This is a genomic window from Thermostichus sp. MS-CIW-26, assembly GCF_054059115.1.
On record NZ_JBSSBV010000024.1, the window covers coordinates 16,132 to 39,622 of the forward strand.

A 23,491-nucleotide genomic window follows, 5' to 3' on the forward strand; every position below is an offset into this window, starting at 1 on the left:
CAACAGCGGCACCGCCCGCGGCGACTTGTCAAGCCAGCCCGACCAGTTACATCAGCGGGTCGTGGGCCTTACTCGCGCAGACCCTCAGGTTGGGTTTCCAGAAGCTCCTCCCCTAGCTGATGAGCGGCAGCCACCATATTTTTCAGTGCGGGGATCACCTCCTCCCAGCGGCGGGTCTTGAGGCCACAATCGGGATTAACCCAAGTTTGCTCCACAGGCAAGTGGGCCAGTCCTGTGCGCAGCTGCTGCAGGATTTGCTCAACGCTCGGCACCGCAGGGCTGTGGACATCGTAAACGCCGTTGCCCACCTGGTGACGATACCCAGCCTGGGCAATTTGCAGCAGGGTTTTGTTGTTGCTGCGGCTGTTTTCAATGGAAAGCACGTCGGCATCCAGCCGCTCAATGTGCTCGATGATGTCCCCAAACTCTGAGTAGCACATGTGGGTGTGAATCTGGGTTTCCGGCTTGGCCCCGCCGGTAGCTAGGCGAAAGGCATCCACTGCCCAGCTGAGGTATTCTGGCCAGCGTTCTTTTTTCAGAGGTAGCCCCTCCCGCAGTGCCGGCTCATCCACTTGCACCATCACCGCTCCAGCCGCTTCCAGATCTGCCACTTCGGCTCTCAAGGCCAGGGCAATCTGCAAAGCCTGCTCCCGCCGGGGAATATCAACACGGGGAAAGGACCAGTTGAGCATAGTCACTGGCCCCGTGAGCATGCCTTTCACCGGCTTTTGGGTGTGGGACTGGGCTACTTGGAATTCCCGCACTGTCATGGGTTGGGGGCGAACCACGTCGCCGTAGAGAATGGGAGGGCGCACGCAGCGGCTGCCGTAACTCTGCACCCAGCCGTGTTCAGTGAAGGCAAAGCCTTCCAGCTTCTGGGCAAAGTACTCCACCATGTCGGTGCGCTCAAATTCCCCATGCACCAACACATCCAGGCCAATCTCTTCTTGAATGCGGATGCACTTGGCAATCTCAGCGTCAATGGCTGCTTCGTACTCCGCCTGCGAAACCTCCCCTCTTTTGTACTTAGCTCGCCACTGCCGCACCTCTGGAGTTTGGGGGAAGGAGCCAATGGTGGTGGTGGGCAAAGGTGGTAGCTGAACCTGCCGACTTAGGCGCTGCTCGTAGGGCAGGAATCGCTCGAAGTCCTGGAGCTTGAGGTTGGCCAAAGCCTGGCGCACTTGGGGGTTGGGGGGGCTAAACTGCGCAAAGCTCTGCCACTGCTGCTGGATTTCCGCCTGCTGGGCAGCAGTGTCTTCGCCGTTGAGGGCTCGCGCCAGGAGAGCTACTTCGGCCAGCTTCTGTTCGGCAAAGCTGAGGACATTTCTGAGGGGTTCCGGCAACTGGGCTTCCAGAGCAGCGTCGTGGGGCACAAATTGCAACGAAGCGGAAGGCTGCACCCGTAGGTTGGGAGCTACCCCCTGCAGCTCCCGCAGGCTGGCCAAGACGGTCTCAGGCTGAACCTTCCAGACATTCCGAGCGTCCACTACGCCAGCACCTAGGATCTGGTCAGCCGGAAAGCCATAGGTTCTTACCAGATCCAGGGTGTGGCCACGGGTAAAGTCAAGGCTAATGCCGGCCACCGGCAGTTGCACCACCCAGGGGTAAGTCTCCCCCAGGTCATCGAAGTAGGTGACCAAGTGGATAGGGATCCCGGCGGTTGCCAACTGGCGGTAGCTCATTTCCACAGCTTCCCGCAGGCCACTTCCCTGGCTGGTAACCAAAATGGGATCGTGAATCTGGACTTCTGGGATCCCCAGCTGTTTTAACTCCTGGAGGAGATCCCGGTACAGAGGAAGGAGCTTTTCCAAGTCCGCCCGCAGATCCCCAGATCGCTGGCTAAGGCAGAGCAAAGTCACTGGACTGAGGACAACGGGGCTGGTGCGCTCCCCTAGGATCCCTTGGGCCCGCCGAACTCTTTCCAAAAAATCCCCAAAGTTAGGACTGGGATCGGCTTCCGGCTCAATTTCGGGTACCAAGTAGTGGTAGTTGGTGTCAAACCACTTGGTCATTTCCAAAGCCGGCAGGCCCTCCCGCCCCCGCGCCATGGCAAAGTAGCGGTCTAAACCCGACAGACCTCGGAACCGAGAGGGGATCAGCCCCAGCCAGGTGGCCCAGTCCAGTACATGGTCGTAGAGAGTCTGATCCCCTACCGCAATGTGATCAATCCCAGCTTGTAGCTGAGTCTGCCAGGCTTGAGTCTCCAAATCCCAAAAGGTAGCCAGCAGAGCCTCTGACCCTAGGGCACCACTCCAAAAGCCTTCCAAAGCTTTTTTGAGCTCGCGGCGCTTGCCCATGCGGGCATACCCCAATGTCATGGTTTGTGCAGTCATGTTGTGTGCCATCCCAAATACTGAGTTTTCTAATTTTCCTGCGTTCAATTCGCCCTCAACTGGGATCCCGCCCGCCAAGGAAGAAACCGGCTGTTCCTCTCTTGCCTCTGGAACCCCAACAAAACACTGCCTTTTGCGCAAAAAAGATACTCAACGCAGCCAGCGATCGCAGTGGCTACTTGCCAGCCACCAATTGAAGTCAGGAAGCCTGACATCTCACTCTTTCCTTCGCGTAGGCGGGCTGTAGATCTTGATAGATCTTGGTGCAACAGCACCCAAAATTTACTCTCTCCCGGCCAACTGGCTCAGAGTCTTGCTTGGGTTCTTGGACTTATTTCTACTGCTGAGGAGTACCGAAAGCTTGTGGGAGCAACGCCGGGAAAATGCTCAGGATAACGAAAGCAGAAACGAGCTAAAGCCAAGACAGTTACCATCTGTACCTCGCAGATGTTGTGAAGTTTAGAAAAACCATCGGCGGGCATTCTGACTGACACGGTTTTGGGGGACAAGATCTGGATCGGCAGCGAATGACTCTAGAGATTTGCTGCAGAACTTCTCCTAAACCGGATCACAGCTGCGGGACAGCGGCAGATTCTCACTGCTCTTTCCCCGTTTCCTCTGGCGGCTGATCCCCGTCAGAACCGATAGCTGAGCTACATCGTATCACGGAGTTCAGAGACGGGAGTAGAGTGCTTCAATCATCACCAAGCCAGCAGCCTTTGGAGCTACCAGACCTCACCTTTCACCCAGCGGTCTTGCAGGAAGTCATCGGAATCCTCTAAGCATCCTCCCCCCCTGCATTGCTCTCAAGATAAGGCAGTGATAGCTTAGCTGCCATAAGTCTTGTCCAGGAGGCAAGGGGGTTTGCTCCTTTTTGCTGAAAAAGCGACAGATCGGGGTTTCTATGGCATCAAGCTTAAAAGTAACTGTGTGGTCTGTGGGCCTCTTCTTGCTGAGCCAGATGTGGGCTGGATGCGCTCAGAATGCTGCTGAGCGGACAGCTTTCGATCCAAAGCTAGCAGGATCCAGCGATCAAATCGTGCTGGCCATTGGAGGGGAAAGGGAAGAAGGATTTGATCCCACCCTGGGCTGGGGACGTTACGGTTCGCCTTTGTTCCAAAGCACTCTGCTGCGGCGGGACGAGAACCTTGAGATTGTAAACGACCTGGCGACTGGCTACACTGTCAGCCAAGATGGCCTAACCTGGACGGTAACCCTACGAAAGGATGCAGTCTTCTCCGATGGAAAACCTGTCACAGCAGCGGACGTGGCTTACACCTTTAACCAAGCAGCTCGGAGTGGTGGTCTGGTCGACCTAACCGCCCTAAAGGAAGCAGTAGCTATCGACACTCATACGGTGGAGCTGCGGCTGCAAAAACCCCAAAGTACTTTTGTCAACCGCCTCATCACCTTGGGTATCGTGCCTCAACATGCCCACGGGCCTGATTATGCTCGCAAACCCATTGGCTCTGGCCCCTACCGACTGGTGCAGTGGGATGAGGGGCAACAACTGATTGTGGAGGCAAATCCCTTATATTACGGCCAGACTCCTGGCATTCGGCGGCTGGTTTTCCTTTTCCTGGAGGAGGATGCAGCCTTTGCAGCAGCCCGAGCCGGACAGGTACACGTGGTTAGCGTGCCTCAGTCTTTGGCTAAGCAAACTGTTGAGGGCATGAAGCTTCACGCCATTCCCAGTGTGGATAACCGAGGGCTGATGTTCCCCTTTCCCCCTAAAACCGGTGCGACAACCCCAAAGGGATACCCCATCGGCAACGATGTGACTTCTGACTTGGCGATTCGCAAGGCGGTCAACTTCGCCATTGACCGACAGGCGCTGGTGGATGGAGTCCTAGAAGGCTACGGATCCCCTGCCTATGGCCCAGTCAGCGGTTTGCCCTGGGAAGAGCCGACCGCCAAGATTGAGGACAACAATCCAGACCTGGCCCGTCAGATTCTAGCTGAGGGAGGCTGGAGCGATAAAGATGGGGATGGGGTAGTGGAAAAAAACGGGCTGCGGGCTGAGTTCACCGTGCTCTACCCGGCCAACGACAGTATTCGCCAAGCCCTGGCCCTAGCTGTTGCAGAAATGCTGCGGCCTGTGGGCATCCGATTCAATGTCGAGGGCAAAAGTTGGGATGACATCACTCCGCTCATGCACAGCAACGTGGTGCTGTTTGGCTGGGGCAGCCATGACCCAACTGAGGTGTACAACCTCTACCACAGCAAAGCGGCCCAGGGGGGATTTTTCAATGCCGGCTACTATGCCAACCCGTTTGTGGATCGAATGCTGGATCTGGCTATGGAGGCCCCCTCTGAAGCTGAAGCTATCCCCTTCTGGCGGGCAGCCCAGTGGGATGGAAAGCAAGGCTTTACTGCCAAAGGAGATGCAGCCTGGGCTTGGTTGGTAAACCTGGATCATACCTACTTTGTCCACGAGTGCTTGGATATAGGCCAGCCGCAGGTACAGCCTCATGGCCATGGTTGGCCAATCACAGCCAACATCACCCGTTGGAAATGGACGTGCAACTGAGGTCAGTTCTGCTGTTTCTGGCTTATAAGCTGACTCGGCTGGGGTTGCTGCTGGCGGCTGTGGCAGTCCTGACGTTTGCCCTGCTCAGCTTCTCCCCTGTTGATCCCGTACAAGCCTATGTAGGGGCCGACATGCTGCAGATCAGCCCAGCCCAACGAGACCTGATTGCCCAGCGTTGGGGGCTGGATCAGCCTATGCTGCTTCGCTTTGGGAACTGGCTTGGGCAGATGGTTCAAGGCAACTGGGGCACCTCAATGGTGTTCAATCAGCCAGTGGTGCAGGTCATTCAACAGCGGTTTGAGCTATCGCTGCCCTTACTGGCAATTGCCTGGCTGCTTTCCGGTTTCCTGGGAGTGGGGTTGGGGGTTTTGGCCGCAGCGTTTCAGGGCACTTGGGTTGACCGCGGTATTCGTCTTTACGCCTACACCCTCGCCTCTTCTCCCCCTTTCTGGGTGGCGCTGCTACTCTTGATCGCGTTTTCGGTAGAGCTGGGTCTAACACCTATCTGTTGCGCCGCGCCACCTGGCGCGTTGGCGGAGGAGGTGACTTTTTGGCAGCGCTTACACCACTTGCTCTTGCCTGCTTTCACCCTAACTTTCATCGGCGTTGCCAACATCACCTTGCACACTCGTCAGAAGCTCATTGACGTGTTGCACAGCAACTATGTGCTGTTTGCTCGTGCCCAGGGGGAAAGCCTGGCTGGGATCCTGTGGTACCACGGCTTGCGGAATATCTTGCTGCCTGCGCTGACGCTGCAATTTGCCTCCTTTGGGGAACTGTTTGGTGGCTCAGTGTTAGTGGAACAGGTGTTTGCTTATCCAGGACTGGGACAAGCAACGGTACAGGCAGCTTTGCGCAGTGATGTGCCTCTGTTGGTGGGCATTGTGTTTTTCAGCGCCTTGTTTGTCTATGCCGGCAATACCCTAGCTGACCTGTCCTACCAGATTGTCGATCCACGCATTCGCCTTGGCGGGAGGATAGGATGATCCCTTTTGCATCGCCTCGTGTTGCTGCTGCTGATGCCGATGGGGGGATGAAATTCTCAGAGTCCTCTGTCAAAGGAGAGCGCAGGCGGCAGACTCTGTGGGCAATTGGACTGTGTGCTTTTTTTTTGGTGTCTATCCTCTGCAGCGCTGGGCTTATCGGCGATACCGGACTGAGCCCGAACCTAACTCAGCGGAATCAGCCTCCTTCCCTGGCCCATCCCTTCGGCACCGACTGGCTGGGGCGGGATATGCTGGCCCGATCCTTGCACGGGATGTCCCTTAGTCTGTGGGTAGGCATGCTGGCTGCCGCCGTCAGCGTGGTGATCGCCGCTGTTTTGGGTTTGGTGGGTGGCACGGTGGGAGGCTGGGTGGATGCCTCGATCTGCTGGATGATTGACCTATGTTTCAGCCTGCCTCACCTGGTGGTGCAGATCCTTATAGCTTTTGCTGTCGGCGGCGGAGTTCGGGGAGTCATTGTTGCCGTTGCCCTCACCCACTGGCCCAGCCTAGCGCGCCTGGTGCGGGCCGAGGTGTTACAGGTCAGCAGTTCTGACTATGTCCAGAGTTCTTACCGACTGGGCCGCTCTTCCCTCTGGGTTGCCCGCTACCATATGATGCCTCACATTTTGCCCCAGCTCCTAGTGGGACTTATTCTGCTGTTTCCCCACGCCATTTTGCACGAAGCAGCCCTCTCATTCATTGGGGTAGGTATTTCGCCGCACCTACCGGCCATCGGCATTATTCTGGCCGAATCCATGCGCCACCTCTCCACCGGCTACTGGTGGCTGGGGGTTATGCCTGGACTGCTGCTGCTGCTGTCGGTCAAGGCTTTTGACTGGCTGGGAGAAAACCTGCAGGCCCTTCTCAATCCGCGTACGGCTCAGGAGTAGGGAAATGTTGGTGGTCTCCGGCCTAAACATTAGGTTCAGCCGATACGAGCGGGGGCTGCGCCGCCGCTACCTTCAGGTGATTACAGATCTGGATCTGGAGGTTAAGGCAGGGGAGGTGGTGGCAGTGGTGGGGGCCAGCGGATCGGGCAAAAGTTTGCTGGCCCATGCCCTCTTGGGTCTTTTGCCAGAGAACGCTACCCTGCGCGGTACTCTCCTATTTCAGGGGCAGCCCTTGACCCCTGAGCGGTGTAGGCAACTGCGCGGCAAGGCCATTGCTCTCATCCCCCAGTCTGTGGACTACCTGGATCCCCTCATGCAAGTAGGATCCCAGGTACAGCGGGTAGCTCGGCTCAGCGGTGCCTCCCAAGGCGAGGCCCGTAGAGCAGTGAGCCGCATCTTTGCCCGCTATAGCTTGCCGCCGGGAACAGAGGGCCTCTACCCTTTCCAGCTCTCCGGAGGCATGGCACGGCGGGTGCTGGTATCGACGGCGGCAGTTAGCAGAGCCAAGCTGGTGATAGCCGACGAGCCTACGCCAGGCTTGGACGCGGAGGTGGTGGCTGAGACCCTTGCCCATCTGCGGGAGCTGGCCCAGGAGGGCCGAGGCGTTATGTTGATTACACACGATATTCAGGCGGCGTTGTCGGTGGCAGATCGAGTGGCAGTCTTCTATGCGGGCACTACAGTCGAGTTGGCCTCGGCTCAGGATTTCGAAAGGGGAAACTTGCGCCACCCCTACACTCAAGCTCTGTGGCGATCCCTGCCCCAAAATGAGTTTGCTCCCCTGCCGGGCAACCAGCCTGACCCTGAGGCACTGCCTGCGGGTTGTTTGTTTGGGGATCGCTGCCCCTGGGCAAGTGAAATCTGTCGAGCTGAGCGTCCGCCTCTGCGGGCGGTTGGAGGAGGTTGGGTGAGGTGTATCCATGCTCAAGGGTGAGCATCTCTGGTTTCGCTATGGACGGCATCTGCCTTGGGTGGTGCAAGATCAGACCCTTCAAGTAGAACTTGGGGAAGTCGTAGGGCTGATGGCTCCCTCTGGTTTTGGCAAAACTACTCTGGCCAAGTTGCTGGCGGGCTACCTTACCCCCAGCCAAGGTCGGGTGAGTGTGACAGGGCAGCCTTTGCCTCGGCGAGGGTACTGCCCAGTGCAGCTTGTCTTTCAACATCCAGAGCAGGCCGTTAACCCCCACTGGCGCATAGCTCAGGTCTTGCGGGAAGGGCCTCCTCCCCAGCCAGAGGTTCTCCACACCTTAGGCATTTCCCCCAGTTGGCTCAACCGCTATCCCCATGAGCTAAGCGGGGGAGAATTGCAGCGGGTTGTCATCGCCCGGGTTCTCAACCCACAAACTCGCTATTTGATTGCAGATGAGATGACAGCCATGCTCGACGCCAATACCCAAGCCCTGATCTGGCAAGCTGTCTTGGCCTATGGGCGGGCACATCAGATGGGGCTTTTGGTCATCAGTCATGATCGCTTTCTCCTGGAACGGCTCTGCAGCCGCTACGTCATCATGACCAGCCATGACCCCTATCTGGTGGAGCGGGCCGGCCACCGGGTGGTGCGCATGGAGGGAGGGCGCCTGTATGATCTGCGCTGAGGGCTGCCGGGATCCCTATTTTGCTCTCCACAGGCTCTGTTGAGCTCCAGGGGGCAAGGGTCTGAGCCCATTGATTGTTGGATGGAGAACAGCATGCAATCTCTCTCCCGATTTCTCAATAAAATCCGCTATCTCCTACAGGAGACTTTTTTGGGGTTGCGGCGGGGGGGCTGGCTGAACTGGGCTGCGGTGAGCACCCTGCTGGTGTTGCTGTTCCTGGTGGGGATCGGCGTTGAGCTGTCCTGGGGTGTGGATGCCACGGTGCAGTCTCTGGGGGGACAACTGGAGATCTCCGTCTATCTGGAGCCGGAACGACAGGGGGTGGAGCTGCAACCCCAGGTTGCCCAACTGCCTCATGTGGCCGAGGTGAAGGTCATCACCAAAGACCAAGCTTGGCGCACCCTCTTGATCGAGATGGGGATCCAAGACGAGGCGGCCATGGAAACCCAGTTGGGGGAGAACCCCTTGGTGGATGCTCTGCGGGTTAAGGCGGATTCCACCGAAGCCTTGGGGGAAGTGGCGGAGCAGATTCGCCAACTGGAAGGGGTGGATGAGGTCTACTACGGCGACCGCATTGTGGAGCAACTGGCCCAGCTCCAGGACATGCTACGGCTGGGATCCCTGACCATTACCGGCGTGTTGGCCCTGACAGCGGTGGCGGTCATCACCACCACCATTCGCCTCATCGTCATGGCGCGGCGGCGGGAGATCGAGGTGATGCAATTGGTGGGGGCGACGGCAGCCTGGATTTACTTGCCCTTTATTTTGCAAGGGTGCCTGTTTGGGGTGATCAGCGCAGTGGGAGCTTGGGGATTGATCTTGGGATCCCAGCAGTTGCTGCAGGAGCTGCTGGAGCAGTTGATTGCCTTGCCCTTCCTCAAGGTGATGCAGGCAGATCGCAGCCAACTGGAGTTTTGGCTCTTGCCGTCGATGTTGTTGGGGATGGGGGTTTTTCTGGGCACCACCAGCAGCTTGATCGCGGTGCGCAAGTCGGCAGGGCGATGAGCTGGAGGCGATGCTGAGGAAAGCCCTGGATATTCCAATCTGAGGATCGCCATAGGATAAGATGATGGACTCTACTTCCCTGGCTTTCCAAGATCTGGCCGCCATGAACCCATTGCCTCCTCCCGCCCACCCCTACCAGTTCCGCGCTTTGGGCCTGATTAAGGGATCCCTGAGATCGATCCCCAAGACTTATGCGCAGGCAACCTTGGTTGCCTCTGACGGAGCAGAATATCCGGCTACCCCCGGACGCGCCGAGCTTCTCGGCCCCTTCGAGCACTGCATCAAGAGCGGCCATACCTACTGGTACTACGTGCAGCCGCAGCCGCGTTCAGGGGGGGCTTTGGGCTTGAGCATCATCCGCATCCTGGCCCTGCCGGAAGAGGAGCAAGACCCAGAGTGGGAAGAAGAACCGTTTTTGCCTGCCCCTGAGGACACAGAGGAAGGCTTTAACATCCGCGGCATTGTCGAGCCCCACGATGGCTTTGTTGAGGTGACCGTGCGGCGCAAGCCCCAGGGAACCAAGCAATTTGCTCCTCTGCAATTGCGCTTGGAAGGGTTCTTGCCCGGAGCTGTGGCGGGCGAGTTTTGGGATCTGTTGGCAGAGCGAGAGGGCAACAAACTGCTGTTGGTGGATGGTACCCGCCTGTTGACCGCAGTAGCCTAGCTATCTAGATTGGCCCTGCTTGAGAACCTTAAAATAAACCAAAGAGCTTCCCAACCGATGGTGTCTGCTGCCGGCTTGTCCCAACGGGTCGCCCATCTATCCCCTTCCCCCACGCTATCCATTTCGGCTCTGGCTAAAGCCATGCAGGCAGAGGGGCTGGATGTGTGTAGCTTGAGCGCAGGCGAGCCGGATTTCGATACACCTGACCACATTCGGGCCGCGGCCATCCGTGCTCTGGAAGATGGCAAAACCCGCTACGGCCCCACCGCTGGGATCCCCGCTCTTCGCCAAGCAGTGGCCGACAAGCTGCGGCAGGAAAACGGCCTGGAGTTCAGCCACGACCAAATCCTGATCAGCAACGGCGGCAAGCAAACCCTGTTTAACCTGGCCATGGTGCTGCTGGATCCCGGCGATGAAGTGATCCTGCCTGTTCCCTACTGGGTCAGCTACCCCGAAATTGCCATTTTGGCAGGGGCAAAGGTTGTGCAGGTGCAGACGGAAGAGGCCCAGGGGTTCAAGCTCACCGCCGCCCAACTGCGCCAGGCCCTCACCCCCCGCAGCAAGCTGCTGATTCTCAACTCGCCGGCCAACCCCACCGGAGCCGTTTACCACCAGCACGAGCTGGCAGCTCTGGCAGAGGTGATCCTCTCCGCCCCCCATCTGTACGTGATCTGCGACGAGATCTACGAAAAGCTGGTTTATGGACAAGCCCGCCACATCAGCCTGGGATCCCTTTGCCCTGACTTGATGCCGCGCCTGATTCTCAGCAGTGGCTTTGCCAAAGCCTACGCCATGACCGGCTGGCGGGTGGGCTACTTGGCCGGGCCCAAGCCCATCATCGAGGCAGCCATCAACCTGCAAAGCCACAGCACCTCCAATGTCTGCACCTTCGCCCAGTACGGCGCTCTGGAAGCCCTGACCAGCCCCCTATCGGCAGCGGCTGTGGAAAAAATGCGCCAAGAATTCTGGCAGCGGCGAGATCTGATGCTGGACGGGATCCGCACCTTGCCGGGGGTGACTTGCCCGGAGCCAGAAGGTGCATTTTATGTGTTTGTCAACATCGGCCAAACCGGGTTAAGTTCGGTGGAGTTTTGCCGGCAGCTGCTCAAGGAACACCACGTGGCTGCTGTGCCGGGGGTAGCCTTTGGGGCAGATTCCTACATTCGCCTTTCCTATGCTGCCGATCGCACCACCCTCGAAAAAGGGCTGCAGCGGCTGCACCGGTTTGTGGCTTCCCTCTGAAAAGCCAGCCGAGCTTTTGCCCCCTGCTACTGCTTGCACCGACAATGGGGTTCGCCGCAATGGCACCCCCAATGGGCAGGGTGCCCAGTCGGATCCCCGCGAGGCTCTGGATGCACAACTGGGCCTGCAAAAGCTTACCCTCAAATGGTCTGCCGAGAGGGTAGAAAAGCTGGGATCCCTGGAAAGCGCCACCGGGCTACCGGGCGAGATTTTGCTGGAAGTCCTGCTGGATCATTGGGAACAATTGCCCAAGCCCTTGCAGCAAGATTGCCTCCTGCAAGCCCACCGCATTCGCGTCGAGCGGCTGGTGATCAGCCAAAACTTCACCATTGCCACGATTGAGCAACTGCTCTTCACGTCAGCGTTGCGCAACAACAACGAGCAGCATCTGCTTTGAGTTCTGGCCGGTTGGCCTGGGAAATTCCCCCTCAAGATCTCCGCCAGTATGCCAGACAACAGGGATCCCTGTTCCTGTGCTAGGGTCAAAATGGTTCTGTTGGCTTTTCGCGCTTTTCGGCCTGTGCTCTCTCCCCCTCGCTACCTGGCGGCAACCCAACCTCATTATTCTCAAGCGTATTTCCCACTGATTTTCTATTTTTTCCTTCTCCGTATTTCTCCCATCCTTTAGGGGACAACATCGCGGCGGAATCTTCTTTAAGGCGACCAGGTTGTAGTGGAGCGGCAACAGTTGATGAAAGAACTTGATTTGGCCAAAGCTGTAGAGCAACGGCGCACCTTTGCCATTATTTCCCATCCCGATGCGGGGAAGACCACCCTCACCGAAAAGCTGCTGTTGTACGGGGGGGCCATTCAAGAAGCGGGAGCTGTGAAGGCCCGTCGGGCGCAAAAGCGGGCCACTTCCGACTGGATGGAACTGGAAAAGCAGCGGGGTATTTCCATCACCTCTACCGTCCTGCAATTTGATTACCGCAACATTCGTCTCAATCTGCTGGATACTCCCGGCCACCAGGACTTCAGCGAAGACACCTATCGCACCCTGGCAGCGGCTGACAATGCCGTGATGCTGGAAGATGCCGGCAAAGGGTTGGAAACCCAGACCCGCAAGCTGTTTGAAGTGTGTCAGATGCGGGGGCTGCCGATTTTTACCTTTATCAACAAGATGGATCGCCCAAGTCGGGATCCCTTGGAGCTGATGGATGAAATTGAGACAGAACTGGGCCTCAAGCCCTATCCTGTCAACTGGCCAATTGGCTCAGGCGAGCGGTTTACTGCGCTATTTGACCGCCGAACTCAGGAGTTTCATTTCTTTGAGCGGGTATCTGGGGGGCGGCTAAGAGTTCAAGATACCGTAATTAAACTTGGGGATCCGCAAATTGAGGAGTTGATCGACAAGGACTTGTATTACCAATTCAAGGAAGAGCTGGAACTGCTGGATGGTCTCATGCCCACCTTGGATCTAAAACAGGTGCATTCTGGCAAACAAACCCCGGTCTTTTTCGGCAGTGCCATGACCAATTTTGGGGTGGAGCTTTTCCTCAATGCATTTTTGGAGTATTCCTTACCGCCAATGCCTCACGAGAGCACTGCTGGGCTAATCCCGCCCGAACATCCTGAGTTTACGGGCTTCGTCTTTAAACTGCAGGCCAACATGGATCCCCGCCATCGGGATCGCGTTGCTTTTGTTCGCATCTGTTCCGGCAAGTTTGAGAAGGATATGGTGGTCAACCATGCCCGCCTCAATCGTCCCATTCGCCTATCTTATCCCCAGAAGTTGTTTGCTCAAGAGCGCATCTCCATCGATGAAGCTTACCCTGGGGATGTGATCGGCCTGAATAATCCCGGCATCTTCACCATTGGGGATACCATCTACACCGGCCCGAAGCTGCGCTACGCCGGGATCCCCAGCTTTTCTCCTGAGCTGTTTGCCTACTTGAAGAATCCCAATCCTTCCAAGTTTAAGCAGTTCCAGAAGGGGGTAGCGGAACTGCGGGAAGAAGGAGCTGTGCAAATCATGTACTCTATCGACGATTCCAAACGGGATCCGATTGTGGCAGCGGTGGGCCAATTGCAGTTTGAGGTTTTGCAGTACCGCCTTGAAAGTGAATACAACGTCGAAACCCGACTGGAGATGTTGCCCTACACCCTGGCTCGCTGGGTCGAGAATGGCTGGAAGGCGCTGGAGAATATTCCCAGCTTGTTTAACACCCTAGTTGTTAAAGACATTCAAGACAGGCCCGTTCTTCTGTTTAAGAACGAGTGGACTTTACAGCAATTTGCTGCCAGCAACCCTAAAATCAAGCTCAGCAAAATTGCCCCTATCTCGGATCTCGGCCCAGAATTGGGTGACGGCCAATAGATCAACCTAAGAGAATCCGTCTCAAAGAGCCTTAGGTTCTGACATTCAGTCGAGATGCCATTGGTCTCCACATCAGCGGTGTTGATAGGTGTTGATATCTTCGGATTTCTGAGCAAACCCCTCACACAGATCGCAGCAATTCCCCCATCTTTTTCCTGCATCGTCCAGGGACAGAGGGAGTGAACCATGCCTTTCTTCTCCAACCTGGGATCCGATTCTCCCCACTTTGGCGCTGCCCTCAGTGCTTGTGCGCCACTTTGCGAACGCTCCTTGTGGGGACTGGATCCGCAAGCCGTTTTTTTGAATCACGGCTCCTACGGCGCGACCCCGAAAAAGGTGTTGCAGGCCCAGAGTGCATGGCGGGAACGCCTTGAGGCTCAGCCGGTGCAGTTTATGGGAGAGGAACTTCCTCGAGCCTTGCGGGCGGCAGCAGCAGAGCTGGCCTATTTTGTCGGCGCTGAACCTGAAAATCTGGTGTTTGTGGAAAATGCCACCAGCGGGGTGAATGCCGTTTTGCGCTCGCTGCGGTTCCGGCCAGGGGATCAGATCGCCTGCACCAACCACGGCTACGGGGCTGTTCGTCAGGCGCTACAGTATGTCTATGCCCAGTGGGGAGCCATCCCGGTTGAGGCGCAGATCCCTTTTCCCATTGCAGGGCCGGAGCAGGTTATCGCCGCCTTCGAGACTATCCTCACTCCCCAAACTCGCCTGGCGGTGTTGGATCACCTCACCTCGCCTACGGCTCTGATCTACCCCCTGCCTGAGCTGATCGGCCTCTGTCGGGAGCGCGGGATCCCGGTTTTGGTGGATGGCGCCCATGCCCCCGGAGTTCTCCCCTTGGAGTTGGAAAAGCTAGGAGCCGATTGGTACACCGGCAATGCCCACAAGTGGCTGTTTGCCCCGAAAGGCTGTGCCTTTTTGTGGGTGGCCCCCTATCGACAGGCCCAAACTCATCCTACGGTGATCTCCCACGGCTATGGGCAAGGGTTCACAGCGGAGTTCGACTGGGTGGGCACACGGGATCCCAGCGCTTGGTTGGCCATTTCAGCAGCCCTGGCGTTTATCCAAGGGGTGGGACTGGACAACATCCGTCAGCACAACCACACTCTGCTGCTGCAGGCGCGGCAGTTGCTCTTGGAGGCTCTTGAGGGGATCCCGCCCGCCCCCGAAAAGATGTTGGGCTTTATGGCCACCCTACCCTTGCCGCCATTTTGGCAGCAGTGGATCCCTGAGCTTCCTCTTGAGGAGCGCGCTCGTCGGCTTCACGATTACCTCTGGTACAAGTACCGCATTGAGGTTCCGATCATCCCCTTCGCCGGGCAGCTTTGGGTACGCATCTCGGCCCAGGTCTACAACCGTTTGGCAGAGTACGAACAGTTGGCGCTGGCCTTGCAGCATCTGCCCTGAGGTTTTGTCGGTTGAGCCGCTTTCACGACATTGCAAGTATAGTTGCTTCGCACACCAGTAAAACGATTCCAGATCTATGGTCAATTCAGTTGAGGATGAGATGACGTTACAGGTAGGATGGCATGCCAGTAGACCTCAGAAAGAAGCCTTGACTGAGAGAGTCGTAGGGCATGTCCAGGAAGGGAGCAGACCCACAGACGTACAAAGCCGGTCATACAGCGGAAGGGAAGGGTATGGGAGTCGGTAAAAGCAGCGCGGAACGCTTGGGGAGCGTCTCAATCTAGTTTGAAGCGACCGCAGTGCTTTCAAGAGGGCAAGGATGCATGCAGATGGAGGAACTTCTGTTGATGAAGTGACAAGGCCTGCTTTTGCGAGTCGGACTATTCTACTGGCCAGTGTCTCATTGCTATTTGAATTGACTATCTGAAAAAGTCAGAAAACGTATCCCGCAGATCCGAAAGCCGATCGTTGAAGCAGGTAAGCCGATCCCCTACAGAGTTCACCAGCGTCAGATCTGCCCGACCGGTTGTCCCTTCAAATCCCAGTAGAGGAACGCTCATGCGGCTGGGATCGGCGGGATTTTGGGAGACGCGGATGACGGCTCGATCGCGGTTCAATTGATAAGCCTCGGCCACATAGCGGATGGGCTCGCTCAAGGTGGGATCCACCGGCAGCCCTGGGGCCGGCAGGAGATCCACCAGCTCGGTGAACGTGCCACTCCGCAGGCCCACCACGGCAGCAGCTCCCAACTGGTTACAAATGGCAATGAGAACCGGCTCTTGGGCAGTGGCGGTGAGGTTGGCCAAGGTAACCGTGACCGTGGCGCGGCTGGCTGCCGGCGGGTAGGTGACCTCAAAGGTGCGGGCAAAGGCATTGCCCAGCTCGTCGCGGGCGCGAAAGCGAAGCTGCCCGGTGTAGGGCAGGATGGAAGAAAAGTAGATGCCAAAGCGGTCGCTGGGACTCCGTCCGGGGATATTGGCCTGTCCGGGGACATAGGCAAGGGCAGCCCGGCTTTGCCACTGATTGGGCGGGGTGTAGGGCAGCAGCGGGCCACTGGTGAAGTTGGGGGGTTCTTTGGGGGGCAGATCCGGCTGGCCATCTCTGTTCAGATCCAGCCCATTGCCCAAGAAGGCCACCGAGCGCTGTAAGAGAATAGGACGGTTTTGGTTATCCAAAAGGGGATTCCGCCTTTCTGCCAGCCCGGCATTGTCCACATAGACATTAAGGGGGCGATTTAGGATTTGGTTATCCCGCTGCCGCCGCATGTTGAACTGTAGGTAGGGCCCCACTGCGCCCGCTGCCGGGGATCCTCCTGTGATTTCAAAATCATCCGCCCGCAGGAAGACATTTTCCAGTGGGCCCAGGGGAGTGGTTCCCTCGCCGCAACCGACCAAGCTGAGCGCCAAGAGCGCCAAAGTTATATAAGCTACAGCAGGGCAACCTTTTGCGGTGGGGGAATCCGAGCCCCCACAAGAGGCACGCTTTGGCTTCAGCATTCATCTCCTCTCCACAACAGACACCTTGGCGAGGGTTAAACCCAACCGGACTGAGTTGAGGATGGGCGGGGATCCCTCTGCACTCATCGGATTCGCCTGAACCACTATACCGTGAGCCTCGGTTCAGCTCCCACCATCCCTAGGGGGCTGGCGGCAACGAGCAAGAAATGGTGGCGATCCCTGGCCTCATCTCCCGAACAGGCTTGATAGCCTAGAGGAAGCGAGATGTGGATACCCATGTCAGATACTCCTGCGGTCTTGGTACAGCAACTTCAGAAGCGCTACGGATCCACAGTGGCCGTGGCGGATGTCTCCTTTCAGGTGGAACCCGGCCAGATCTACGGCATTCTCGGCCCCAATGGAGCGGGCAAGACCACCACTTTGCATTGCCTCTGCACCTTGCTCCGTCCCGACTCAGGCCGGATAGAGGTGTACGGGATCCCAGCCAGCGAAAACCCCAAAGCGGTACGAGAAAAACTGGGGTTTGTTGCCCAAGAGGTGGCTTTGGATAAGGTGCTGACCGGGCGAGAATTGTTGCAGTTGCAGGCCGATCTCCACCACCTGCCGCGCCCCTTGGCTCAAGAGCGAATCGTTGCCGTCCTGGAACTGCTGGGGCTGACCGACCGCGCCGACCAACTCATCGGTACCTACTCCGGCGGGCTGCGCAAACGCTTGGATCTGGCGGCAGGACTGCTCCATCAACCCCAGGTGCTGGTCTTGGACGAGCCCACGGTGGGCCTGGACATTCCCAGTCGGCTGGCCATCTGGGATTTTTTGCGCCAACTCAAGAACACAGGGATCACAGTGGTGCTCAGCAGCCACTACCTGGAGGAGATCGACCTGCTGGCGGATCGGGTAGCCATCATCGACCGGGGCAAGGTGATCGCCGAGGGAACCCCCGAGGAGCTCAAAACCCGCGTCGGCGGCGAGCGCATCACCGTCAAGCTGCAGGAATTTGCCCCGGCGGAACTGGCCCAACGGGGTGCCCAACTGCTGGGATCCCTGCCCTTTGTCCAGAAGGTGGTGATCAACAGCGCCCAGGGCAACGCCCTGAACCTGGTGGTGCAGCGGAATGGAGAGGATCCCCTCAGCCAGATTCGCGCCCACTTGCAGGCTCATGGGCTAGAGGTGTTCAGCAGCACCCAGTCTCGTCCCAGCTTGGATGATGTGTATTTGGCGGCAACCGGGCAAACCCTGATGGACGCGGAGCTGGCCGCTGCCGAGGCCAATCTGGGCAAAAAGAAAAAGTAACTTCATCACCTCATGCTCGAGCCCTATTGATCCCTATGCAAAGGCACATCGAGGTATTTGGTAGATGGATTTGGAATGGATTGATTGATCGCAACCCTACAGGAGCTTTGGTATGAACTCTGCCTCTTCCTCGGTTCAATCTAACCCGATCCCCCTTTTGACGGCTGATTTTTGGCAGGAGACCTTTGCCCTCACCCGCCGCTTGTTTATCCAACTGCAGCGTCGCCCCACAACCTTGCTGGTTGGCATTATCCAGCCGTTGCTCTGGCTAATTTTGTTTGGGGCTTTGTTTCAGAATGCTCCTGCCGGCATTTTCGGGGCCGGACAAAACTACACCCAGTTTTTGGGGGCGGGAGTCATTGTGTTTACGGCTTTTGGTGGAGCCTTGAATGCTGGGGTGCCGGTGATTTTCGACCGAGAATTTGGCTTTTTGAACCGGCTGTTGGTGGCTCCCCTCACCTCTCGTTTTTCCATTGTTCTCGCCTCTAGCCTGTTCATCGTCAGCTTGGCGCTGCTGCAGACGGCGGTGATTGTGGGGGCAGATTACGCCCTTGGGGCCGGGATCCCCGACGGGCCAGGCTTGGCGGTGGTGGCCTTGATCGTGGGCCTGTTGGTCTTGGGCTTCACGGCCCTGAGCTTGGGCTTGGCCTTTGCCATGCCGGGGCACCAGCAATTGCTGGCTTTCATCTTTTTGGTCAACTTGCCCCTAATCTTTTCCAGCACGGCCTTGGCTCCCCTGAGCTTTATGCCCACCTGGCTGCGTTGGGTGGCCAGCCTCAACCCCCTCACCTTTGCCATCGAGCCCATTCGCCATGTTTACCGCAGCAGCCATTGGAGCTGGGCCGATGTGGTGCTGCAGGCTCCCTGGGGCGATCTCACCCTGGCGGGATCCCTGGGCCTCTTGACGGGGTTTGTCGTAGTGTCGGTTCTACTGGTGCAGGGGGTGTTGCGCAAAAGCTTGGCCTGAGCATCTCTGCCCAGGCTGTGCCGCTCAAAGCCACTGGCGGGAAACGGACTTCTCCATAGCTGCCTGTGCCCGCTGCACCAGAGCCAGGGGGCTGTCCTGAGCCGGGGAGACGCTTAGAGAGGGGGTAAGGCTGCGAGCCTGCAGGGCCATGTGGAGCTGCAGTTCGGTTACGTACTCCCGCAGGCCAAAGTTAGACCCAGAAGAAGAAGGAGCCGCTGAAGAGGGGTGAGACACAGACATCACGGCAAAGAGTCCTTCACGAAATGGCCACTGTTGCTCTGCTAAGGTATCACGCCCACCCCTTTTCCGAAGCTTCCAAAATGTTAGCTTTGATTAAGATTTGCAACCGTTTGGCCATGGTAGTGCTCAAGGATTGGCAGCGCTCCAAGTTGGATCCCAGCGACGATGCCCTCTTTTACAGCTATCCTCGCTTCGTGACTCATGTGGATTCTGGCTTCATCGGCCAGCTCACCGATCTATACCGCGAGCATTTGCGGCCCCAGACCCGCATTCTCGATCTGATGAGCAGTTGGGTCTCCCATTTGCCACCTGAGATGGAGTTTGCCCATGTGGAGGGGCATGGGATGAACCCGGAGGAACTGGCGGCCAACCCCCGGCTGGATCACTTCTTCATCCAAAACTTGAACCAAAACCCAAGTCTGCCCTTCCCTGATCAATCCTTCGACGCGGTGCTAAACACGGTCTCGGTGCAGTATCTGCAGCAGCCGGAGCAGGTGTTTGCCGAGGTGTATCGCATCCTAAAGCCCCAGGGCCTCTTCATCGTCAGCTTCTCCAATCGCATGTTTTTCCAGAAGGCGATCCAGGCTTGGCGGGACAACTCTGAGGCGGGGCGAGTGGAGTTGGTCAGGCGCTATTTTGAGTCGGTGCCAGGGTTTGCGGTGGTGAAGGTGATCCGGCGGCCTGCCCCTATGGGTTGGCTGGGCTTTTGGGCAGGCGGAGGCGGGGATCCCTTCTATGCCCTGATTGGACAGCGGACGGCGGGGTAGAATTCTCCAGCTTGCCTGTGGCGTGCAGGCGGGATCCTTGGAAATATCCAACAAGACTCCAGCATCCACCAGATCTTGCAGCTGTGTTATCCTCGCTACCCTCAGAGGTCTGTCTTGTTCTCCGGTCTTTCTGACAGTTCTTCCCCACAAAACGGCAATCCTTCCCCCCTACCCATCTCGGCAATTGGGGAGGCAGGGCTGCTGCAGATCGTGCAGCGCTACTGTCCGGCCCAGGTGGTGGGGGATGATGCGGCGGTGTTGGCTGCTCCGGAGGGGCAGTTGGTGGTGACAACCGATGTGTTGGTGGAGGGAGTTCACTTCAGCGATCTGACGACCCCGGCCCATGCGGTGGGCTGGCGCGCGGTGGCCGCCAATCTATCGGATCTGGCCGCGATGGGATCCCGTCCGCAGGCGTTGGTGGTGGGTTTGGGCTTGCCGGGATCCACGCCGGTTGCTTGGGTGGAGGAGCTTTATCAAGGGATGCGGGACTGTTGCGCCCGCTGGGAATGCCAACTGGTAGGAGGGGATCTGTGTCGGTCGCCGCATCGATTTGTGGCAATCACGGCCCTGGGATCGGTGCAGCCGGGGCGGGCCATTCAGCGCAGACGGGCTCAACCCGGCGATTGGCTGGTGGTAACAGGGCCCCACGGAGATGCGCGGGCAGGCTTGGAGCTGCTTCTCCATCCTGAACAGGGATCCTCAGCTACGGCGGCCGAGCGCGAGCAGTTGATCAGGGCTCACCAATACCCACGCCCGCGCCTGGATCTGGTGCCCCTCTTGGAAGGGATCCCGGATCCCTTGCGCATTGCCGGCATGGATACCAGCGACGGTTTGGCAGATGCCCTGGTGCAGGTGTGTCAGGCCAGTGGGGTGGAGGCAAGGATTGCCGTGGAGCGGATCCCGATTTCAGAAGCTTTGCGGCAGGCTTTTCCGGCCCAAGCCTTGGAATGGGCGCTCTATGGGGGCGAAGATTTTGAGCTGCTCCTCAGTGCCGAGGTGTCGGTGGCCAAGCATCTGTTGGAAGAATTGCCAGGGGCCGTTTGGATTGGAGAAGTGACAGGCTGGGATCCGCAGGGAACCGTCTGGCTGAAGGACGGGCAGGCCCTCAGCCGTCAGCAAGCCTTCCAGCATTTCTAAGAGGCGTTGTGCTGCAGGATGGCCACCCAAACTGCCAACAGTTGAAAACAAATCGACTTGTGGGGGAAAACAAGCTTCAGGAAGGATTCGGTAACCTAGAAGCGGAGAGAAGTTGAGACAAGGAAGCAAATTGACTTGGAATAGCTTCAGGCAACTGCTCAGAACTCGGCAGAACTTGGAGAAGCATTGGAGACTCTACTCATGAAAGCTATCTTAACAGCAGCCATTCTTGGCCTGGCCGGGATCCCTGCGTTGGCCCCCTTGCCCAGTTCGGCTCAGCCGCTTTTTGAATTGGGTGCCTACCGCCTTGAGCAGGGGACGATTATCCCGGTCGGCAGCCTGAGTAGCGAAGGGCCGCAATACTTTTATCCCGACACCGTCTATCCCCTGGAAGTGGCCGTTACTCAGAACATTTTTGACAGCCAGGGGCGCTTGGTGATCCCGGCGGGTAGCCGCATTTTTGGACAGATGGAACCTGCACCGGGCGGATCCCGCTTTGTCGGCACTTCCATTGTTCTCGGCGGTCGTACCTACAGCCTGCGGGCTTCCTCCAACATCCTCCACGACGAAAAGGATCCCCGTCAGTATTCGGCTGAGGCCATCGCTCAGGATGCAGCCATTGGGGCAGCCGCAGGGGCCATTTTGGGGGCGATCACGGGCGGAGTCTCGGTGGGCAATGTCTTAGGAGGCGCCGCGACCGGAGTGGTGGTGGGCAATGTTACCGCTCCCCAGGTGGTGGTGCTGCGCCCCGGCCAATCTTTCAATCTAACTTTGGAAGCTCCGCTGACTTTGTGAGGTGCCGTTTGGAGATTCCTCTGGGAGTGTTGAGGGTCGGCAACTTGTGATTCACTGGGGATCAGACTGCGGATCCCTGTTTTCATGGCTACTGAATCTAAGCCCACTCCCCCCCTCTCCTCCACCGAGCACAGGTTTACGGCTGGAGAGGAGAGCTTTACCTACAGAGCGCTGGCCGGTTGGCAGACCCTTTTCCAGCGGGAAAAGCCGGTGGCCGAGATCTTTCACGTCGCCTATCTAAAGCAAGACTCCGCCTCTCAGCACCGCCCTCTCACTTTTGTGTTCAACGGTGGGCCTGGGGCAGCTTCTGCCTACCTGCACATGGGAGCGCTGGGGCCCAAACGGATTTGCTTCGGGCCCAACGGCAGTTTGCCCCCCTCCCCGGTGCGGCTGGTGGACAATGCCGAAAGTTGGTTGCCCTTTTCCGACCTGGTCTTTGTCGATCCGGTGGGGACGGGGTTCAGCCGCGCCCTGCCCAAGGATTCTCAAGACCCCAAAGATTCCCGGGAGAAATCCGATCCGGCATCCAAGCCCCCTCAGCCGGATGCTAAGGTGGAGGAGCCTCCTAAGGAATCGCCCTTCTGGGATGTGGAGCGGGATTTGCAATCCTTGGGAGAATTCATTCAGGGCTTTCTTTCCCGATACAAACGCTGGCTCTCCCCCATTTTCATTGCCGGCGAGAGTTACGGTGGGTTTCGGGTGGCGCGGCTGGCCAAGGAGCTGCAATCCAAGTTTGGCGTGGGCCTGTCGGGGGCCATTCTCATCTCGCCTGCGATTGAGTTTGGGTTGCTGGAGACCAACGATTACAACCTCAGCACCTGGGCAGCCCTTTTCCCTTCCTATGTGGCCACAGCAGCCCATCATGGACGGTGTGGCTGGGGGGAGGATTTGCAGATCCTGCTGCCCAAAGCAGAACGCTTTGCCCGGCAACGTCTGCTGCCCCTCTTGGCCATGGGGGAGGCAATGCCAGAGGCAGAACGGCAAGCGGTGTATCAGGAGATGGCGGCAGGGATCGGCCTATCTCCAGAATATGTAGCCCACAAAGGCGGGCGGATCGATATCGCCAGCTTTGCCCGCGAGCTGTTGCGGTCGCAGCGACTGGTGCTGGGGCTCTACGATGCTTCTGTAACCACGGTGGATCCCTTTCCGGATCGGCCTACCTTCGAGGGATCCGATCCCACCTTGGATGGGATCGATCGCCTGTTCACGGCAGCCATCAACAGCCACTTGCGAGAGACCTTGCAGGTGGAAACGGAGTTGACCTATCACCTACTGAACCTGGAGGTGTTCAAGTCCTGGCGGTTCACCCCAAAAGGAGAGTTTAAGCAAGGATTCATCGGGGCAATGGACGAGCTGCGCAGCAGCATGGCCCTCAACCCCCACATGCGGGTGAGCATTCATCATGGCTTTTACGACCTGGTCACGCCCTACTTTGCCTCGAATCACCTGGTGGATTTGATGAAGTTGGATCCGCGGTTGAAGGCCAACCTCACCCTACGTCATTATCGCGGCGGACACATGTTCTACACCTGGGATCCCTCGCGGTTGGAGTGGTTTACAGAAATGCGTGAGTTTTACTCGAAAACAGCTTCCAGCTCAGCTTACTAGCGCAGGAGCCCCGCACTGTACCCGTAGGGTCAGTGCCGGGAGGAATGCGCTTTGATGAAGTACAATAAACTTATGAGCCAAATCCTGACCATCTCCTGCAAGCTCAAGGTGTCCCAGTCGCAAGCCGCTAAATTGGACGCGACGATGGATGTCTTTGTGCAGGCATTGAACTGGGTCAACCAGAACACGCCGGAGAAGATCGTCAACGCGGTCAAACTGCAATCCCTTTGCTACTACGAGATTCGCGCCCGATTCGGCTTG

The 23,491-nt window shown here is 57.8% G+C and carries 20 protein-coding genes, 1 pseudogene and 1 riboswitch; of the genes and pseudogenes, 18 read left to right on the forward strand and 3 right to left on the reverse strand.

Features of this window, described 5'->3' with window-relative positions; translation table 11 throughout:
• Window positions 1-68: 68 nt before the first annotated feature.
• Window positions 69-2,333: a 5-methyltetrahydropteroyltriglutamate--homocysteine S-methyltransferase gene (gene metE, locus ACVWZU_RS09190; protein ID WP_457444495.1), complete on the reverse strand. Its 2,265-nt coding sequence runs from the start codon at window positions 2,331-2,333 to the stop codon at window positions 69-71.
• A gap of 456 nt (window positions 2,334-2,789) precedes the next feature.
• Window positions 2,790-2,994, reverse strand: a riboswitch (cobalamin riboswitch).
• Between the two features lie 243 nt (window positions 2,995-3,237).
• Here metE and ACVWZU_RS09195 point away from each other — a divergent pair.
• From ACVWZU_RS09195 to ACVWZU_RS09245, 11 genes are all read left to right on the forward strand, one after another.
• Window positions 3,238-4,863 carry an ABC transporter substrate-binding protein gene (locus ACVWZU_RS09195; protein ID WP_457388010.1) on the forward strand — a complete coding sequence of 542 codons (1,626 nt, stop codon included), beginning with the start codon at window positions 3,238-3,240 and terminating at the stop codon, window positions 4,861-4,863.
• On the forward strand, window positions 4,848-5,849 hold the full coding sequence (locus ACVWZU_RS09200; protein ID WP_011429070.1) for an ABC transporter permease: 1,002 nt from the start codon (window positions 4,848-4,850) through the stop codon (window positions 5,847-5,849). The genes ACVWZU_RS09195 and ACVWZU_RS09200 overlap by 16 nt, the downstream gene beginning before the upstream one ends.
• A complete protein-coding gene (locus ACVWZU_RS09205) occupies window positions 5,846-6,739 on the forward strand; it encodes an ABC transporter permease (protein ID WP_011429071.1) in 894 nt (297 codons plus the stop codon). Before ACVWZU_RS09200 ends, ACVWZU_RS09205 begins: the two co-directional genes overlap by 4 nt.
• 4 nt (window positions 6,740-6,743) lie before the next feature.
• Entirely contained in the window at window positions 6,744-7,673 is a 930-nt protein-coding gene (locus tag ACVWZU_RS09210; RefSeq protein ID WP_457388008.1) for an ABC transporter ATP-binding protein, read from the forward strand.
• Complete coding sequence (locus tag ACVWZU_RS09215) at window positions 7,660-8,334, forward strand: ABC transporter ATP-binding protein (RefSeq protein ID WP_011433476.1); 675 nt, start codon at window positions 7,660-7,662, stop codon at window positions 8,332-8,334. The genes ACVWZU_RS09210 and ACVWZU_RS09215 overlap by 14 nt, the downstream gene beginning before the upstream one ends.
• A gap of 93 nt (window positions 8,335-8,427) precedes the next feature.
• Complete coding sequence (locus tag ACVWZU_RS09220) at window positions 8,428-9,339, forward strand: cell division protein FtsX (RefSeq protein ID WP_457388007.1); 912 nt, start codon at window positions 8,428-8,430, stop codon at window positions 9,337-9,339.
• A gap of 61 nt (window positions 9,340-9,400) precedes the next feature.
• Window positions 9,401-10,003 carry a hypothetical protein gene (locus tag ACVWZU_RS09225; protein ID WP_457444498.1) on the forward strand — a complete coding sequence of 201 codons (603 nt, stop codon included), beginning with the start codon at window positions 9,401-9,403 and terminating at the stop codon, window positions 10,001-10,003.
• Window positions 10,004-10,060: 57 nt separating this feature from the next.
• Complete coding sequence (locus tag ACVWZU_RS09230) at window positions 10,061-11,245, forward strand: pyridoxal phosphate-dependent aminotransferase (RefSeq protein ID WP_457444500.1); 1,185 nt, start codon at window positions 10,061-10,063, stop codon at window positions 11,243-11,245.
• Window positions 11,229-11,642: a hypothetical protein gene (locus tag ACVWZU_RS09235; protein ID WP_457444502.1), complete on the forward strand. Its 414-nt coding sequence runs from the start codon at window positions 11,229-11,231 to the stop codon at window positions 11,640-11,642. The genes ACVWZU_RS09230 and ACVWZU_RS09235 overlap by 17 nt, the downstream gene beginning before the upstream one ends.
• 294 nt (window positions 11,643-11,936) lie before the next feature.
• Window positions 11,937-13,562 (forward strand): peptide chain release factor 3, encoded by a 1,626-nt coding sequence (locus ACVWZU_RS09240; protein WP_011433470.1) that lies wholly within the window; start codon window positions 11,937-11,939, stop codon window positions 13,560-13,562.
• A 270-nt stretch (window positions 13,563-13,832) separates the two neighbouring features.
• Window positions 13,833-14,969 carry an aminotransferase class V-fold PLP-dependent enzyme gene (locus tag ACVWZU_RS09245; protein WP_457444516.1) on the forward strand — a complete coding sequence of 379 codons (1,137 nt, stop codon included), beginning with the start codon at window positions 13,833-13,835 and terminating at the stop codon, window positions 14,967-14,969.
• 419 nt (window positions 14,970-15,388) lie between these two features.
• Here the strand turns inward: ACVWZU_RS09245 and ACVWZU_RS09250 are convergent, their stop codons facing one another.
• Complete coding sequence (locus ACVWZU_RS09250) at window positions 15,389-16,465, reverse strand: hypothetical protein (RefSeq protein ID WP_457444504.1); 1,077 nt, start codon at window positions 16,463-16,465, stop codon at window positions 15,389-15,391.
• A 237-nt stretch (window positions 16,466-16,702) separates the two neighbouring features.
• On the opposite strand from ACVWZU_RS09250, the gene ACVWZU_RS09255 reads away from it, so the two are divergent.
• Window positions 16,703-17,716, forward strand: a complete 1,014-nt coding sequence (locus tag ACVWZU_RS09255) for an ATP-binding cassette domain-containing protein (protein ID WP_457444506.1) — start codon at window positions 16,703-16,705, stop codon at window positions 17,714-17,716.
• Between the two features lie 112 nt (window positions 17,717-17,828).
• Window positions 17,829-18,683: an ABC transporter permease gene (locus tag ACVWZU_RS09260; RefSeq protein WP_457444508.1), complete on the forward strand. Its 855-nt coding sequence runs from the start codon at window positions 17,829-17,831 to the stop codon at window positions 18,681-18,683.
• A 24-nt stretch (window positions 18,684-18,707) separates the two neighbouring features.
• On the opposite strand, the gene ACVWZU_RS09265 is transcribed toward ACVWZU_RS09260, so the two are convergent.
• Window positions 18,708-18,923: a hypothetical protein gene (locus tag ACVWZU_RS09265; protein ID WP_011433464.1), complete on the reverse strand. Its 216-nt coding sequence runs from the start codon at window positions 18,921-18,923 to the stop codon at window positions 18,708-18,710.
• Window positions 18,924-19,039: 116 nt separating this feature from the next.
• Here ACVWZU_RS09265 and ACVWZU_RS09270 point away from each other — a divergent pair, with 116 nt between their 5' ends.
• The 5 genes and pseudogenes from ACVWZU_RS09270 to ACVWZU_RS09290 form a co-directional block, all read left to right on the forward strand.
• Window positions 19,040-19,690 carry a class I SAM-dependent methyltransferase gene (locus ACVWZU_RS09270; RefSeq protein ID WP_457444518.1) on the forward strand — a complete coding sequence of 217 codons (651 nt, stop codon included), beginning with the start codon at window positions 19,040-19,042 and terminating at the stop codon, window positions 19,688-19,690.
• A 114-nt stretch (window positions 19,691-19,804) separates the two neighbouring features.
• Window positions 19,805-20,827, forward strand: coding sequence for a thiamine-phosphate kinase (thiL, locus tag ACVWZU_RS09275; protein ID WP_457444510.1), 1,023 nt, complete (start codon window positions 19,805-19,807; stop codon window positions 20,825-20,827).
• 201 nt (window positions 20,828-21,028) lie between these two features.
• On the forward strand, window positions 21,029-21,622 hold the full coding sequence (locus tag ACVWZU_RS09280) for a hypothetical protein (RefSeq protein ID WP_457444512.1): 594 nt from the start codon (window positions 21,029-21,031) through the stop codon (window positions 21,620-21,622).
• 84 nt (window positions 21,623-21,706) lie between these two features.
• Window positions 21,707-23,230 carry a S10 family peptidase gene (locus ACVWZU_RS09285; protein WP_457444514.1) on the forward strand — a complete coding sequence of 508 codons (1,524 nt, stop codon included), beginning with the start codon at window positions 21,707-21,709 and terminating at the stop codon, window positions 23,228-23,230.
• A gap of 72 nt (window positions 23,231-23,302) precedes the next feature.
• A pseudogene (locus ACVWZU_RS09290) lies at window positions 23,303-23,491 on the forward strand (RNA-guided endonuclease TnpB family protein); the annotation flags it as partial.

Excerpts from the sequence above, each read along its gene's own strand:
- ACVWZU_RS09225 (WP_457444498.1), top strand. The coding sequence starts at position 9,401 with ATGATGGACTCTACTTCCCTGGCTTTCCAAGATCTGGCCGCCATGAAC.
- ACVWZU_RS09230 (WP_457444500.1), top strand. The coding sequence starts at position 10,061 with ATGGTGTCTGCTGCCGGCTTGTCCCAACGGGTCGCCCATCTATCCCCT.
- ACVWZU_RS09250 (WP_457444504.1), bottom strand. The coding sequence starts at position 16,465 with ATGCTGAAGCCAAAGCGTGCCTCTTGTGGGGGCTCGGATTCCCCCACC.
- ACVWZU_RS09255 (WP_457444506.1), top strand. The coding sequence starts at position 16,703 with ATGTCAGATACTCCTGCGGTCTTGGTACAGCAACTTCAGAAGCGCTAC.
- ACVWZU_RS09200 (WP_011429070.1), top strand. The coding sequence starts at position 4,848 with ATGGACGTGCAACTGAGGTCAGTTCTGCTGTTTCTGGCTTATAAGCTG.
- ACVWZU_RS09280 (WP_457444512.1), top strand. The coding sequence starts at position 21,029 with ATGAAAGCTATCTTAACAGCAGCCATTCTTGGCCTGGCCGGGATCCCT.
- ACVWZU_RS09285 (WP_457444514.1), top strand. The coding sequence starts at position 21,707 with ATGGCTACTGAATCTAAGCCCACTCCCCCCCTCTCCTCCACCGAGCAC.
- ACVWZU_RS09220 (WP_457388007.1), top strand. The coding sequence starts at position 8,428 with ATGCAATCTCTCTCCCGATTTCTCAATAAAATCCGCTATCTCCTACAG.
- ACVWZU_RS09195 (WP_457388010.1), top strand. The coding sequence starts at position 3,238 with ATGGCATCAAGCTTAAAAGTAACTGTGTGGTCTGTGGGCCTCTTCTTG.
- ACVWZU_RS09265 (WP_011433464.1), bottom strand. The coding sequence starts at position 18,923 with ATGTCTGTGTCTCACCCCTCTTCAGCGGCTCCTTCTTCTTCTGGGTCT.
- ACVWZU_RS09260 (WP_457444508.1), top strand. The coding sequence starts at position 17,829 with ATGAACTCTGCCTCTTCCTCGGTTCAATCTAACCCGATCCCCCTTTTG.
- ACVWZU_RS09240 (WP_011433470.1), top strand. The coding sequence starts at position 11,937 with ATGAAAGAACTTGATTTGGCCAAAGCTGTAGAGCAACGGCGCACCTTT.
- ACVWZU_RS09215 (WP_011433476.1), top strand. The coding sequence starts at position 7,660 with ATGCTCAAGGGTGAGCATCTCTGGTTTCGCTATGGACGGCATCTGCCT.
- ACVWZU_RS09270 (WP_457444518.1), top strand. The coding sequence starts at position 19,040 with ATGGTAGTGCTCAAGGATTGGCAGCGCTCCAAGTTGGATCCCAGCGAC.
- ACVWZU_RS09210 (WP_457388008.1), top strand. The coding sequence starts at position 6,744 with ATGTTGGTGGTCTCCGGCCTAAACATTAGGTTCAGCCGATACGAGCGG.
- ACVWZU_RS09205 (WP_011429071.1), top strand. The coding sequence starts at position 5,846 with ATGATCCCTTTTGCATCGCCTCGTGTTGCTGCTGCTGATGCCGATGGG.
- metE (WP_457444495.1), bottom strand. The coding sequence starts at position 2,333 with ATGACTGCACAAACCATGACATTGGGGTATGCCCGCATGGGCAAGCGC.